The 14,324-nt window shown below is 56.5% G+C and carries 11 protein-coding genes; 7 read left to right on the top strand and 4 right to left on the bottom strand.

From position 1 onward, the window contains the following. Positions 1-260 precede the first annotated feature (260 nt). The 6 genes from SH573x_RS01350 to SH573x_RS01325 all read left to right on the top strand — a co-directional run bounded on the left by SH573x_RS01350 (position 261) and on the right by SH573x_RS01325 (position 7,961). Entirely contained in the window at positions 261-1,067 is an 807-nt protein-coding gene (locus SH573x_RS01350) for a hypothetical protein (RefSeq protein WP_479352493.1), read from the top strand. A gap of 338 nt (positions 1,068-1,405) precedes the next feature. Continuing rightward, positions 1,406-2,095: an FHA domain-containing protein gene (locus tag SH573x_RS01345; RefSeq protein ID WP_479352492.1), complete on the top strand. Its 690-nt coding sequence runs from the start codon at positions 1,406-1,408 to the stop codon at positions 2,093-2,095. A gap of 165 nt (positions 2,096-2,260) precedes the next feature. Then, positions 2,261-4,378 (top strand): serine/threonine-protein kinase, encoded by a 2,118-nt coding sequence (locus tag SH573x_RS01340; protein WP_479352491.1) that lies wholly within the window; start codon positions 2,261-2,263, stop codon positions 4,376-4,378. Positions 4,379-4,382: 4 nt separating this feature from the next. Next, positions 4,383-5,732: a hypothetical protein gene (locus SH573x_RS01335; protein WP_479352490.1), complete on the top strand. Its 1,350-nt coding sequence runs from the start codon at positions 4,383-4,385 to the stop codon at positions 5,730-5,732. A gap of 39 nt (positions 5,733-5,771) precedes the next feature. Beyond that, entirely contained in the window at positions 5,772-6,443 is a 672-nt protein-coding gene (locus SH573x_RS01330) for an RNA polymerase sigma factor (RefSeq protein WP_479352489.1), read from the top strand. Positions 6,444-6,839: 396 nt separating this feature from the next. After that, complete coding sequence (locus tag SH573x_RS01325) at positions 6,840-7,961, top strand: TlpA family protein disulfide reductase (protein WP_479352488.1); 1,122 nt, start codon at positions 6,840-6,842, stop codon at positions 7,959-7,961. A 174-nt stretch (positions 7,962-8,135) separates the two neighbouring features. On the opposite strand, the gene SH573x_RS01320 is transcribed toward SH573x_RS01325, so the two are convergent. Next, on the bottom strand, positions 8,136-9,161 hold the full coding sequence (locus tag SH573x_RS01320) for a dihydrodipicolinate synthase family protein (protein ID WP_479352487.1): 1,026 nt from the start codon (positions 9,159-9,161) through the stop codon (positions 8,136-8,138). 221 nt (positions 9,162-9,382) lie between these two features. On the opposite strand from SH573x_RS01320, the gene SH573x_RS01315 reads away from it, so the two are divergent. Further along, the gene (locus SH573x_RS01315; protein WP_479352486.1) at positions 9,383-11,695 is read left to right on the top strand and encodes an ArnT family glycosyltransferase; all 2,313 of its coding nucleotides are present in this window, start codon (positions 9,383-9,385) and stop codon (positions 11,693-11,695) included. Positions 11,696-11,840: 145 nt separating this feature from the next. On the opposite strand, the gene SH573x_RS01310 is transcribed toward SH573x_RS01315, so the two are convergent. The 3 genes from SH573x_RS01310 to SH573x_RS01300 all read right to left on the bottom strand — a co-directional run bounded on the left by SH573x_RS01310 (position 11,841) and on the right by SH573x_RS01300 (position 14,321). Then, positions 11,841-12,827 (bottom strand): hypothetical protein, encoded by a 987-nt coding sequence (locus tag SH573x_RS01310; RefSeq protein WP_479352485.1) that lies wholly within the window; start codon positions 12,825-12,827, stop codon positions 11,841-11,843. A gap of 14 nt (positions 12,828-12,841) precedes the next feature. Then, a complete protein-coding gene (locus SH573x_RS01305; protein WP_479352484.1) occupies positions 12,842-13,342 on the bottom strand; it encodes a hypothetical protein in 501 nt (166 codons plus the stop codon). Between the two features lie 421 nt (positions 13,343-13,763). Continuing rightward, positions 13,764-14,321: a hypothetical protein gene (locus tag SH573x_RS01300; RefSeq protein WP_479352483.1), complete on the bottom strand. Its 558-nt coding sequence runs from the start codon at positions 14,319-14,321 to the stop codon at positions 13,764-13,766. Positions 14,322-14,324: the final 3 nt, after the last annotated feature.

Raw genomic sequence — 14,324 nt, 5'->3', positions numbered from 1 at the left:
CAATCGTAAAGGATTCTACGATTTGGTCTAGGGCGGCTCGGGAATTGAAAATTCAAATCTCAAATTTGAAATTGTTGCCAAGATCCTCGGCCCGGCCAGCGAAAGACTACCTGTGGGAAGCAAGGCCGGTGGCAGTGAGGGTCGGCAGACAAGCGACAAAGCGGGAAGCTTTCCAAAGCAAACAAACAAATCGGGCGACGCACGGGTGGATTTACCGCAGCGGAGCGAAGGCAATCCTAAACAACGAGGGATGCGGAACTATGGTCAAGAAGTTTTTTCTGTTAGGGGCTGTCGCAGCGGTAGGTTTGGCAGCCATTTTCGGTACGACAGCTCGCAGCTATGTACGTACTGCCTGGCATTCGGCCAGCGATTCGGTACGTCAGAACGTACCGCTGGAGTTCGAGATTCAGCGTGCTCGCGACATGATTCGGGAACTGAAACCCGAAATCGCCGCCAACATGCAATTGGTAGCCCGCGAGGAAGCTGGCGTGGAGCGACTGGCCACTGAGGTGCAAACTAAGACCCAGCAAATCGCCAAGGCCAAGAACGACATCATGCGTCTCAAGGGTGACCTGGAGAGCGGATCGGTCAAGTTTGTGTATGCCAATCGCGAGTACAGCAAGCAACAAGTTCGCGACGACCTGTCGGCGCGCTTCAAGCAGTTCCAAGTTCACGAGCAAACCGCCAGCAAGCTCGAGCAAGTTCTGGCAGCTCGCGAAAAGAACCTCGACGCAGCCCGTCGCAAACTGGACGAAATGCTGTCGGCCAAGCGTCAATTGGAAGTCGAAATCGAGAACCTGCAAGCTCGTTTGACGATGGTTCAAGTCGCTCAAACCGCCAATCCAGTTACCCTGGACGATAGCCACCTGGGCAGCACCCGTCAGTTGTTGGAGGACATCCGCAGCCGCATCGATGTGGCTGAAAAGCTGGCCGCCAGCGAAGGCGCCCTGGAAGGCACGATTCCCCTGGAAGAGAGTGCATCGCCTGACCTGCTGAATGAAATCGCTGACTACTTTGGTGAAGGCCGAGCCGAAGTCGAGTCCCTGGTCAGCCAGGTTGGCGAATAATTCGACGGTGGAGTCTGCGAAAGTTCCACAGCCCGGCAGCCAAAGCTGCCGGGCTTTTTTCCAAAATGTGGTTCTGCTGCTTCGCTAAGCTGTTAAAAGAGCTGATCAAACGTCTCGTAGCGGAAGCCGTCAAGGCTTTCGAAAAACCTGGCTTATCGCAGCCAACATCGCTGGGACTTGAGCCTCAAAGGCAGACCCAGCCTAGGCTCGAAATGCTTGACACATTCCGCTACCAAACCTTTTATCAGCCCAGTCCAGCAACGGAAGTCTCGACGCGGCGCGTCGGGCCACACTACGATAGTTAGGTGGAGTCACCGAGGCTTATGGGTTCAATGGTCATGTCGAAACCAAATTATCCTGCTCAATCAATGAGCACCCATGCCATGCATGCACCCGATCAAACGGCTCATGCCAGTTTGAGCTCGGCCGCCAAGCATGCGATTCTATGGATCGATGGCATCGGCGGTTATCTGCTGTGGGATAAACCTGAGCTGGTCTTGGGTCAAGCCTTCGCCGATGGTCATGCTGATGTAGGCATCACCGGTGATCTTAGTCGCCGAGCCGCCATCATTCGCCGCATGGGCAGCGACTACCTGATTCAACCGCTGCAGGCCACCAAGCTCAGCGGCGTAGCCATCGATCGAGCTCAACTGCTTCGCGATGGTGCGATCATCGAATTAGGCAGTAGTGTCAAACTGCGATTCTGTCGGCCCAATGTGCTAACGGGCACAGCGCGGCTGGAGATGGTCAGCATTCATCGCTGGAAACCTAACGTGGATGCCATCATGCTGTTGGCCGATTGTTGCATGATTGGTCCACGCGTGGGCAGTCACATTGCTTGTCCCGATTGGCGGAACGAGGTCTTGCTGCTACCCAAGAACACCAAGCCTACCGATCCGCCTTACGGCGCGTGGCAAATGCGCGTGGCCGAAGAAGTCCAAGTCAACGGTCAGAAGATGTCTGGCCAGTTCGCTCTCGCTAGCAACATGCACGTCCGCGGCGAGGATTTTTCATTAAGTTTCGAATAGTCGTCAAGACCAAGCGCCCCTAACCGAAAAGTTAGAGGCCTTAAAACACAGTCCGATGCAAACTAAAGCCCTACGCAGTGGGCACGGACGCGTTCCTGAGAGCGCGTTCCTTTCGCGGAGCGAAAGGCGACAGACGCTGACTTTAAAACACGAGTTGACACAGCCATGCTCCAGTTACTTCGACCACACAAGTCGCCCGAAAAAAAAGATCCTGGTGCAGTACTTCCAGCTCAGCAAGGCAAGGCTATGAAGTTCACATTGAGCACGGGCGATAAACCGCTGCCCGGATACACCATCAAGCGCGGCGTGGGCATTGGCGGCTTCGGCGAGGTCTACTTTGCCGTCAACGACGCTGGCAAAGAAGTCGCCCTGAAGCGCATTCAACGCAACCTCGATATCGAAGTGCGCGGCGTGCGTCAGTGCTTGAACCTCAAGCATCCCAACCTGATCGCGCTGTATGACATTCAGTTTGATGCCGACCAGCAAGGTTGGATCGTGATGGAGTATGTCTCGGGGCCCAGCCTGCGCGACATGATCGATCGCTATCCCACCGGTATGCCCGCGATGGAACTGCGCAATTGGTTCGGGCAGATTTCTAGCGCCGTGACTTACTTGCATGATCATGGCATCGTGCACCGCGACTTGAAGCCCGCCAACATCTTCGCCGATGAAGGCATCGTCAAGATCGGCGACTATGGGCTGAGCAAGTTCATCTCCTGCTCGCGTCGTGGTGGCCAAACCGAGAGCGTCGGCACCTTCCACTACATGGCGCCCGAAATCGGTAAAGGGGAATACGGCAAAGAGATCGACATCTATGCCCTGGGCATCATGTTGTACGAGATGGCCACAGGTTGCATTCCCTTTGATGGTGAAAGCAGCCAGGAGATCATCATGAAACACTTGACGGCCGATCCCGACTTGTCGCGGGTCTCCAGTCCCATTCGTGAAGTGGTAGGCAAGGCTCTGCAAAAGAACCCAGCCAATCGCTTCTCCGATGTGCGTCAAATGATTTCAGCCATGGGCATGGACCTCGACCAGCGTTACATAGTGATCGACCGCACAACCGGTTCCACGCTAGATGCATCCAACAACGCTCAGTTGCCACCAGTGGTCGAACCGATTCCGCTGACCTATGCCACGGCCAGTCACCAGGCGGCCCCCAACCATGCCAAGTCACCGGTCTCGGAAGAAACGCACGCTCGCCTGCGCAACGAAGAACCAATCGCCCGCATGGTCAAGCTCAACTGGCGGCGCATCACCGATGCTTGGAACAATAATCAAATGGCGCCTGGTGCGCGGGCAGCAGTCATTGCCGTGATCGTGATCATGTGCGTGATGAACCTGGGAACCATGATCGCTGCGGCCGTGATGCTCGGCACGATCTATCTGCCCTACTACATCGTGTGGGCCATCGTCATGGGTGGCACTAAGGGCAGCTCCAAGAAAGCTTACAACGCCGCCACAGTGGCTCACAATCGACGCGCTCCAAACGCCGCCGGCCAGGTGCCTCCTCAAGTTCAACCGGTCGTGGCCAAGCCTGGTCCGGCCGTGCGGCCACCTGTGCCCAAACCACTTTCGATCAAGCAATGGAAAGTTGCCAAACGCCGTCAACTGGCCTTGGCTAAACCGAGCATGATCGGTGCGGAACTGACTAGCAGTTGGATTGGTTCGGCTATCGTGATCGCCGTCTTCACGGCCTTGGTAGCCATCTTTCAAGTCGGTCAATTCGGTTCCAGCGATATTCAGCAAGGCAAAGTAGTCGGCTTGGTATGGGCCGCGACTATGTCGTTCATCTGCGCAGCAGTGACCATGATTCTGGGCAAGCGTTGGCAGACCAGCGAAGGCGACTCCGCCGTGCGAGCCTTTGTGCAACTAACGCTTGGCCTGGTGATTGGTGCGGTCGCTTATGTGCTAAGCGAATTCCTGATGGTGCCTTGGGCTTCGATCGCTCATGAGAACTTTGGTGATCTGCCAGTGCAACGTTGGAAAGGCTTCTTCGCAGCTGACAAGTCGCCTCTGTTCCCTGCCTACCTGGCGTACTTCCCGCTGATGATGGGCATGGTTCACTGGTGGAAACAAGCCGATCCACTGCGTCGCACACGCTTCAGTCTCTTCTCCGTCCTATGGTCGCTGCTGATGGCCGGTTTGGTCCAACTGATCATTCCTTTCCCACAGCCCTGGGGTGCCCTGGTGTTTGCTGGAACGTCGATCGCCGTTCAACTGGCTACGCCTTGGTACAACTCCGATGAACGTTTGGAACTGACTCATCAACAAGTTGCCTAAAACTATGAACGCAAACGCTATCGATAAATTGACTATGACGCTGCGTCAACGCCTGTGGTACCGCCTCGCGCTGCCAACGGTCAGCTTGCAACTCATCGCCCTGGCGACCTCTGGCACCCTGGTCAGTTCGTCAAGTGTACTAGTGGCCGACGAGCCACCCGTGGTCGCCGAGCTACCTGATGAAGGCCAGCCGCCCGCCCCAGACCCAGTCGAACCTGAACCCGTAGCGGAACCCGTAGCGGAACCCGTAGCGGAACCAGTCGCTGAACCCGTAGCGGAAGCCGTCAAGGCTTTCGAACAGGACCCCGTCGCAGAGGCTTCCGAACCGCCTGCCGCTGCAGAACCTGCCCCCGAAACAGAACCTGCCTCCGAAACGCCGGCTGTTGAAAACGCCGCGCCGGCTGCCAGCGAGCCAGCCACTACGACAACAGATAAGGCTTCAACGGATAACGCCGCGACTGAGCCTGTTGCAGTTGAGACCACCGCAGCGGAAGTCACCAGCGACGAGCAACTGGGTGAACCAGACGTGCGGGGATTGTCGGTGCCCCCGACCGAAGAGCCCAAACGTTTGTTGCCCACCAATCGGCCGGCCTGGATTGCGGCTGAACCAGATCTCTCTGGCAGCGTGCATCTGCTGTACGTGGGCTCGTTGCCAACGGATACCGAAGAAGAAGCGGAATCCAACGACGCCATCGAGCAGGCGTTAGTCCATGCGATGGACGCTTACTTGAGCAATCACCTGGAAATAGAGGCCGATTGTGCGAGCCTGCACATTACGGCTGCGGAAATTCGCGAGCAGCTGGTCGATGAAAAGGCGAGTATCATCCTGCCGCTGGATGCCGGTGGCGAAGTGAACTTTCAGAAGTGGGTCGTGTTGAATATCACCGAAGCCCAACGTCAGGATTTTCAGCAGCGGTATCACCAATATCTGCAGCGTGAACGATTAATGGTGTTAGGCATCAGCTTGGCTAGCCTGCTAGGACTGACAGGCATGGTCAACCTGGCTTTCACACGCAGAAAAAAGCGTTATCCCAGTCTCGGATTGCCACCGACGACTATGCCGCTCTTGTCAGCCATGGCCGGTCATGATCACAATCAAGTGCATGTGGTCCGGCGCGAACTGCCCGTTGTTCAGGCCGCGCCTCGACGTCGGTGCTGTTCTACGAAACGTGGGTTGATTTTCTTGGTGGCAGTGGTCATGGTCGTCGCCGTGTTCATTCCGCGGGCGGCCACGCGACATTACGAAGCGCAGCGCATTGAGATCAAGCAGGACCAATTTGAAGATGCTGCAGACTTCGACAACGACTTGCGTCACCACTTGCGTCACGAAATTCGACAGGCTTTGGGTCAATGATCGATTGGCCGCCAAAATAAAAAACAGTATTGGTGATTGATGGCCGATTATTCCCAGAGCACACAAGGCACTAGCTCCTTCGACGCTGATCAGTTCTTAGTGCAGCGCATCGAAGAAGGCGACTCGGCTGCTTGGGAAGAGCTAATCTCGCGCTACGAAGGTCGGCTGTTGGCCTTTGTGGAACATCGCCTGCGCAATCGAGCCAGTGCTGAAGACATTGTCCAAGAGACCTTCATAGGCTTTCTCAATAGCTTGCCTAACTATGATCGTCGCAGGCCGCTAGAAAGCTATCTATTTACGATCTGCTCGTACAAGTTGACCGACCACTTACGTCGAGAAGGCAGGCGGCCGGCTTTGGCCATGTCTCAGTCGGGCGAAGGTTCCAGCGATGCCGCGTGGCAAGTTGTAGGCCTGGGGGCCCGGCCGGCCAGCAGTATCGCTCGCAGCGGCGAGCGCCGCGGCTTGGAAGAGCAAGCCATCGTCAGTGCCCTTCGCGACCAGCTCGACAAGTGGCGTGAACGCGGCGACTGGCTCAAGCTGCAGTGCATCGAACTCCTGTTTGTGGTCGGCCTGGGCAATAAAGAGGTCGCTCAAGCGCTAAAGATCACCGAACAGCAGGTAGCCAATTTCAAGTTCGACTTCCTGGCCCGGACCAAAGCCCTCGTAGCCCGCCAAAATCTCAGCGCCGAAGTCTTCCCAGAACTCGAGTAGCCAAAATGTAGAGCGGCTGTCCCCAGCCGCTCAGCACCCGGCAAGTCGCTCAGCTGTCACGTTGGTCGCTCGGTCGGAAGAGACTTGGGTGTAGAGCGGCTGTCCCCAGCCGCTCAGCACCCGGCAAGTCGCTCAGCTGTCACGTTGGTCGCTTGGTCGGAAGAGACTTGGGTGTAGAGCGGCTGTCCCCAGCCGCTCAGCGCCCGGCAAGTCGCTCAGCTGTCACGTTGGTCGCTGGGTCGGAAGATCCTTGGGTTAGAGGGTTCCGAGCAGCTGAGGACAGCTGCTCTACTGGGCTATACGTTGTTTGCCTAGACTTCGGTATACTACAGAGTGCATTCGTCTGCATTTTTATTTGCAGAGCACAAATTCAATATCCTTGAACTGGAGCAAATTATGTTACGTCGGTTCCTGTGCTGCGTTTTGGCGACGGCCGGTTTGTTTACAAGCTGGACCAGTGCCCAGGCAGCCGATGCCCTGACCATTGGATCCGATGCACCTGCACTGGACATCGAACACTGGGTTCAAGACGGGAAAGGCAAATTCAAACCTGTAACCAAGTTTGAAGCCGGCAAAGTCTACGTGGTCGAGTTCTGGGCAACTTGGTGTGGTCCTTGCATCATGAGCATGCCGCACCTGGCTGAAACACAAACCAAGTACGCCAGCAAAGGCGTGCAGATCATCAGCATCAGCGATGAAGAACTCGAGACGGTTGAAAAGTTCCTCGAAGGCGAAGTTCGCGGCCAAAAGGAAGAAACCGAAAAGCCCAAGACGTATCGCGATCTGACTAGCGCTTATTGCCTAACGACCGATCCTGATCAATCGTGTTACACCGACTACATGGAAGCCGCCGGACAAAACGGTATCCCGACCTCCTTCATCGTCGGCAAGGATCGCAAGATCGAGTGGATCGGTCACCCCATGGAAATGGACGAACCGCTCGAACAAGTTGTCGCCGGCAAGTGGGATCGCGCCCAGTTTGCTGAAGACTTCAAAGGCAAGCAAGAAGCCGAAGCGCTTATGCAAGAAGTCTCGATGGCTTTCCGCAAAAAGGATTTCAACAAAGCTCTCGAACTGCTAGATCAAGCGATTTCGAAGACCAAAAGCGATTCGGCCAAGATCGGTTTGTATATGGGCAAGCTGCAAGTGACCACGCAAGTCCCCGAGCTGAAAGACAAACTGGCTGATACCGCCGCCGAAACCTTTGCGGCCATCAAGTCAGAACCTGCTGCTGTCAATCAAGCCGCTTGGATGCTGGTCAGCATGATGGAAAATGGAGCACTCGATAAAGACAAGAAGATTATCGAAGCTGCCTTGGCAGCCACCGAAGTCGCCGCCAAAGCCGGTGAAGGTGACTCACGCGCTGCCGTCATGGACACGCTGGCTCACCTGCAGTTCCTCAACGGCGACCTGGACGCAGCCTTGGCTACGCAAAAAGCCGCCGTCGACATGGCTTCCGATGCCGCCAAGAAGGAACTCGAAGGCTTCCTGAAACAGCTCGAAGACGAAAAGAAGTAATTGCACCTTCGTAGCGGAAGCCGTCAAGGCTTTCGAAGCATCTGGTAGCGGAAGCCGTCAAGGCTTTCGAAACTCCGCTACCAACTACACTTAAACGAAAACGATCTACAACGTTCGAAATGCTTGACGCATTCCGCTACAACGTTCGAAATGCTTGACGCATTCCGCTACGGGTTAGCGTTGTAGATTTTGCATGACTTCACGCACGATGCGTTCGATGAAATCGTCGGACGCATCGCTCTTGGCCGCTCCGGGCCGTTGTACGACGTGCGCGGGAGCGATATCGGGCAGCCACTGCGATAGTTCGCTGAGCATTTGCCCGAGTTGCTGCTGAGTCTTTTGGGCGGTGGCCATTTGTTCAGCCGACAAGGGTTGACGACTTTGGCCGAGATCCCAGCCGCGTGTCAGCGCTCCACGGCGGAAGCCTTCGGGAAACTCAGGCTGCTGAATCATCGCATCAAACAGCGGCAACAAGCGATACTGCAACTGCATCGCTCGATCCCATTGACCACGCTGGGCAGCTTCGAAGATCGCGCGAGTCAGTTCCGGTACCACACCGCTGGTTGCATTGGTGCCGCCATTGCAACCGATGAGCAGCATTGGGACCAAGGCAGCATCCCAACCGGTCAAGAACGAGAACTCGGGTCGTTGAGGACGCACGGCTGCAATCATGCGCATCATGTGCGGAATATCGCCCGAAGAATCTTTGATGCCCACAATGCGCGGGCAGTCGGCGGCCAGGCGACGGACCGTCGCTACATCGATCGGCGATGCAAACAAGGGAATGTTGTACAACGTGACGTCGACGGTGACGTGATCGCCGATCTCTTTGAAGTATTGATAAACGGCTTCTGGGCCGAGTTTGTAATAGAACGGTGCCACAATGGCCACCGCCCGCACTCCCATCGCTCCATAGGCTTCGCAGGCGTCGATCGTTTCACGCACGTTGGCTTCGGCAGCCCCAGCTAAAATGGGCACGCGGCCATTGACGTGTTTCATCAAGACTTCGATGATGCGTCGACGTTCCTGCGCGGTAAATCGCGTGAACTCGCCAGTGCTACCGTTGGGGTACAGACCATGAACACCGCGATCGATCAACCAATCGACGTAAGCGCACAGGGTATCCTCGTCAACTCGCCCCTTGGCATCGACGGGTGTAATGTTCGGGGTATAAATACCTTCCATCGGTGGCTTATTCATAGCTTGCTCTTTCTGTAGGCTCTGGGGGCCGATTTCTCCGAAATCTGCCTCGCGTAGGACCGCATCGAAGTGTGGTCAGCTTCGATAGGTCGATTTCGGAGAAACCGACCTACTGCGGACGACATTGTAGTTTAAGATGCACAATTTGCGCTATCTACCAGGCTGAACTTTTCCGATCAGACTGGGCTGGTTTGTCGTAGCGATTATGCTGATTAGTCCTTATGCCATCGACTCGCTTCACACTCTTGAGCCTCGCCTGCTGCACTGCTATCGGTGTGTATTGGCTGACATTTCTGCGTCAACCGATTGTCGAAGGCGCATCGGACTACACGCGCGGCGCGTTTGTGCTCAATTCGCTCTTGGTCCCCGAGTCAATCATTTCCACCTGGACCGGCACGGGTCGCTTGGTCATTGGTTGGCTGGATCGTCTGCCGATCCTTCTATCGACCCTGGCATGGCTGGGACTGGCTTGCCTGCTGGCCCGCGGCCATCGACCCAGCGCAGAGCCCACTTCGACTACTGACAAGTTATTCGCTCTCAGCCTGGCCACGTTAATTGGGCTGGCGATCCTCTCAACGCTGACACTCGCAGTGGGACTGGTCGGCGGGCTCGGGTCGCGCTGGCCACTGGTCGTTACGCTGAGTCTACTACTGGTAATCAGTTATCGCGTTCGCCGTTGGCTGGGTAGTTGGACCGACGAGCAAGTTGAATCTGGTGGTGAGGCTCAAGACCATGTGGTGGGCGATGAGAAGAATAGTGGAGCCAAAGTCTGGCGACTTCAGCTACAGGACTCCAAAGTCTGGCGACTTCAGCTACAGGACTCCAAAGTCTGGCGACTTCAGCTACATGGGCCGTTTGATAATGCGCTGCGCATGGCGGCTGTTGGGCTCGCGCTGTGGTGTGGCGCGGTGATTATGCTCGGCGCTTGGGTGCCGCCAGCCGAATTCGATGTGCTCGAGTATCATCTGCAGGCGCCCAAAGAGTTTTATGCTCAGGGTGCAATCCGCTTTGTGCCTCACAACATTTATGCCAACATGCCGCTGGGCGTGGAGATGCATGCGCTCTCGGCGATGACGCTATTGCAACAGCCCCACGCATGGTTGGGTGGCCTGGTTGGCAAATCGATCAGCGCAGCGATCAGTTTGTTGGGGGCCGCGCTATTGGGCAGTTGGATGGCGAGGCGCTTTGGTAAGCTCGTCGGTTGGTGGTCGGCTGGCATTTGGCTAGCCACGCCTGGCATCGCGCACGTGGCTACGCAGGGTTTGATCGATGGCGCTCTGGCAACCTATTGCCTGGCGACTGCGATAGCCACCTGGCAAATGATTCAAGCGATGCACACCGGCCAGCCAGTCGGTCAAGCGCTGCGGTGGGCAGCGGTAGCCGTGTTGTTGGGCGGAGCCACTGCCGCCATGAAGTATCCAGGCTTGGTCTTTGCCACCCTACCCTGCCTGGTGGCAGTTGGTGGGTGTGGAGTTCGATTGTGGCGGCAGGGTCAGCGATCTCACTTTTGGAAACTTGCGTGCCTGGTGGCAGCGAGCCTGCTCGTCACCTGCGGGCCATGGTATGCCAAGAACTGGTTGCTGACTGGCAATCCGGTCTATCCCTTGGCAGCCAAGTGGTTGGGTGGTCAAACACTAACGGCCAGCAAGATCGCGCAGTGGCATCAGGCGCATCAGATTCCACCAGCCTCGACGCTGCCGTTGGATATCGCGCGTGTGACAGTTAGTTCCTCGTTTGTTCAGCCCGCAATGATCCTCGGGCTGACGATCGCCATAGTGTTACTCGCTCAGGAGACTTTACGTCGTCGCCAGCCGACATGGCGTACTCAGCCTGGTTACGTGCTGCCTGGTTACTTGCTGCTGGCCTGGTCGTTATGGTTGTTGGCAGTCTGGTGGTTGGCGACGCATCGCATCGATCGTTTTTGGTTGCCGATAACTGGATTGTGGGCAGCCCTGGCTGCGTGGGGCATAGGTCAATTAGCGCACCGCTCGATATGGCTGGCGCATGCGGTGGTGATGCCGGGACTACTCTATGGTGCCTTGATCAATTGCTCGCCCATCGTGGGTGACAATCGTTACTTCGTTTCGTTGGCGACACTACGCGATGATGTGGGCGATAAATTAACGGTGCCGCGCATCGCGCTGGCGCAAGGTTGGATCCATGAGCATCTGGATAGTCAGGCCGTTAAGATCTTGCTGGTGGGTGAAGCCCGCGTATTCGAATATCGCGTACCTGTGCTCTACAGCACCTGCTTTGACACTAACCCTGGCGAACTGATGTTGGCTGGCAAATCACCAGCGGAACAACGCGCGGCACTGGAGGCAGCGGGTATTACGCACATCATGGTCAACTGGGTCGAAATCAATCGCTATCGCAGTCCCGGCAACTACGGCTTCAGCCGCTGGCCGCAGCCCGAGGACGTTCAAGCCTTAATCGATTCCGGCGTAGTCGAGCCAGTCAAGTGGAACTTGAGTGACATGCAAGCCCAGTTGCTCAAGGTCCTTGGGAGTGCGGTGCCCGAGGCACCGCTTTGATGTAAGCGTTGACTGTCCCGCAGCCTGTACAAACGTGGCAACGTTCATAACCACTGGTTCGTACAGGCTGCGGTACGGCTGGGTTATTACATCAAAGCTACGGCTGCGCCGCAGCACTCCAAAAACCGGGGCTAACGCCCTCGGTTTAGTTGCGCCACAGGGTTCCTTGCTGTGCGGTACGATCTGAGGCTGCTGGTTGTGCGAGCTGCTGGGCTTCTTGTCTGCCCATCATCTCGTTGGCTTGCACCAAATCGATGGCTGTAAAACCCGTCGATTCAGGCATCGCATAGCGCAGCGCTTCGTTGCCGCTGGCTTCATTGAGAATGTAGTTGCCGACGCGAATCGTAAAGGCCATGACTTGACCGGTGTCGGGGATCAGCTGCATCTCGATTTTGTGCGGCAGCGTTCCGTTGATCGCGTTGTAGACTTGGTGTTCGCTTTGATTGGCCGTGGCCACCATGCGGTCGTCGGGATCTTTCAAAATCAATTGCCGCAGCGTTGCATACTTGGGTTCGATAATGGCGATGCGTTTATAGGTGCCGCGATGAGTGGGAATCAGCGAGCGAATCTCGACATTGCCATCAGGGCGTTCGATCGGACCTTCGTGATGCCAATTGGGATCGAACTCGATCACCCCTAAGGCTTCGCGAATCCACAACGGCGATATAGGCAGTATGCGTCGGGGACCGGTTTGCATTTCGAATTGCTGATGCGAAGCAAAGTAGAGCGTGGCCGGCTCGCCCGGAATCTTGGTCAGCATCCAGAACTTTTCAGAGTTGCTGCCCGCATCCAGGGCATCGCCCAGAATCATGCTCCCGGCCGGATAGGCTTTCAAACGAAAATCATAATCTCGATGCCAAGAGAGATCGCCCTTCAGTTCCATCGATGATTCAGGACTGGACAGCAGCAGCGTGCTCGATTGTATGCGCTCAATGTTTTGGGTGCCATTGAAGTGCGCTATCAATTCTTCGAGCGTTGCCTTTTCTTTGAAGACAATCGGTGGAGCGAATTCGGACGAAGGACGATGGCGCGCGCAAGTGGCGCCGCCGCAAGGAAACAGAATCAATAGCAGCCACAAAATCAGAGACCAACCTGTCGGATGTGCGATTCTGTGAGTGCGGTTTGAATTCATGTGGCGTCAGCCGATCATTCTTCGGTAAACAGCAAGCGAGTCAGCTCTTGTTGAATTGTTTCCACCGTATCGGCTGTCGGCAGCGACATCGGAATGGTCCATTGTCGGCCATCGACTGGATGCTGCAGATGCCACAGCGCCGAGGGTTCATCGGTCGCTTGACAAGCCATCGCGGGATCTTCGGTTAGCACTCGGCGGCGAACCAGCAAGACGGCCAGCAAGTAGGCCAAGGCTTCACTATCGGGTCGCTCGACCAACTGGCTGAGCGTTTCCAGCAGTACGCTATCGGGAGCTGCGCGCATCTTGCGCGCACCGGCCGGAGGCATTTGCGAGCGCCACCACCCGATTGTATGCGGCGGTGGACCTTGCCAATTCTGAGCCGCGATATCGGCGCGCGTAATCTGTTCGCCTTCAGCAATAATCACCGAATAGAACGGCTCACCCGGCTCCAAGCCGCGCTGGCCCACCAGGCACCGGCGCGAACATCGCGAGAAAGTGAAATCGGTTTGTTGCATGCCCCAGTCATCCTTGACCAGCGGTGCAGAAATAACGACACGTACGACAACCTAAGGGAAATAGCAGTTTCCAGAATTGGGAGCAAGGTCTCCTTCTGCTCCGTAACCTCTCCAAGGCTTCGCCTTGGGGAGGTCAAATCGAGCCGTAGCGAGATTCGGGAGGGGTCTGGGCATGTAGCCGATCTCGCCAGAGATTGGAAATAGATCGGTGACGCGTCCAAAGTCTGGCGACTTCGGCTACAGCAGAGTACCGCAAAAGTTCTGCTTTGCGCTCGGCCCCCTCCCGCAGACTTCGGCTGAACGCCTCGTCTGCGACCTCCCCCGCTGCGCGGGAGAGGTGACAGTCACCTCTCCAAGGCTTCGCCTTGGGGAGGTCGAATCGAGCCGTAGCGAGATTCGGGAGGGGTCTGGGCTGTTCCTACTACGCCAACTTCAGACGATAAGCCCACTGGGTGGTGGAGGGGGTATTGGTTGGCAAGGCGGCGGGGGCCAGGATCAGCTTGTCGCCTTGAGTTTGAAAGGTGCTCGGCGAGATGGCTTCCAATGTCAGAACCAGTTCGCCCAGGGCACACTGCCAAGTGCCGCCGATCGGAGTCCAGTCAGGGCTGTGTTGATAAACGCAGCCCAAGCTATCGGGGATCAGCGGCGAACGGCAAGCGAACTCGACGATCCAACCTTTTAATTCCGGAACCATGGTAAAGCTGGCCGACCAATGACCGCGGCCGGACATGCCCACACCAAAGATCACTTCGCGACCATCATCGAACGATTGCAAGTGAACTTGCTGCAGTGGAGGACTGATGGGCCAAATAGCGTCGGCGGTCGATTCAACTGAACGCAGCATCGCATTGGACTGGCCCGCACCAGGGAATTGCCACTGATGCCGATAGCGGTCACCGGTCCAATGGAAATCCACGCGGCCCAGTTTGCCAGCGTCCAGGTGCATCGGTTCGTGAGCTCGACCAGCGCTTTTGGTCATCAG

The organism is Rania fehmarnensis, assembly GCF_056494185.1.
The sequence above is the reverse complement of the archived record's forward strand: the minus strand, read 5'-3'. Positions and strand labels throughout refer to the sequence as shown.

What these genes read in the sequence shown, in the direction of transcription:
- SH573x_RS01350 (WP_479352493.1), top strand. Translation starts at nt 261, where the DNA reads ATGGTCAAGAAGTTTTTTCTGTTAGGGGCTGTCGCAGCGGTAGGTTTG.
- SH573x_RS01345 (WP_479352492.1), top strand. Translation starts at nt 1,406, where the DNA reads ATGTCGAAACCAAATTATCCTGCTCAATCAATGAGCACCCATGCCATG.
- SH573x_RS01340 (WP_479352491.1), top strand. Translation starts at nt 2,261, where the DNA reads ATGCTCCAGTTACTTCGACCACACAAGTCGCCCGAAAAAAAAGATCCT.
- SH573x_RS01335 (WP_479352490.1), top strand. Translation starts at nt 4,383, where the DNA reads ATGAACGCAAACGCTATCGATAAATTGACTATGACGCTGCGTCAACGC.
- SH573x_RS01330 (WP_479352489.1), top strand. Translation starts at nt 5,772, where the DNA reads ATGGCCGATTATTCCCAGAGCACACAAGGCACTAGCTCCTTCGACGCT.
- SH573x_RS01325 (WP_479352488.1), top strand. Translation starts at nt 6,840, where the DNA reads ATGTTACGTCGGTTCCTGTGCTGCGTTTTGGCGACGGCCGGTTTGTTT.
- SH573x_RS01320 (WP_479352487.1), bottom strand. Translation starts at nt 9,161, where the DNA reads ATGAATAAGCCACCGATGGAAGGTATTTATACCCCGAACATTACACCC.
- SH573x_RS01315 (WP_479352486.1), top strand. Translation starts at nt 9,383, where the DNA reads ATGCCATCGACTCGCTTCACACTCTTGAGCCTCGCCTGCTGCACTGCT.
- SH573x_RS01310 (WP_479352485.1), bottom strand. Translation starts at nt 12,827, where the DNA reads ATGAATTCAAACCGCACTCACAGAATCGCACATCCGACAGGTTGGTCT.
- SH573x_RS01305 (WP_479352484.1), bottom strand. Translation starts at nt 13,342, where the DNA reads ATGCAACAAACCGATTTCACTTTCTCGCGATGTTCGCGCCGGTGCCTG.
- SH573x_RS01300 (WP_479352483.1), bottom strand. Translation starts at nt 14,321, where the DNA reads ATGACCAAAAGCGCTGGTCGAGCTCACGAACCGATGCACCTGGACGCT.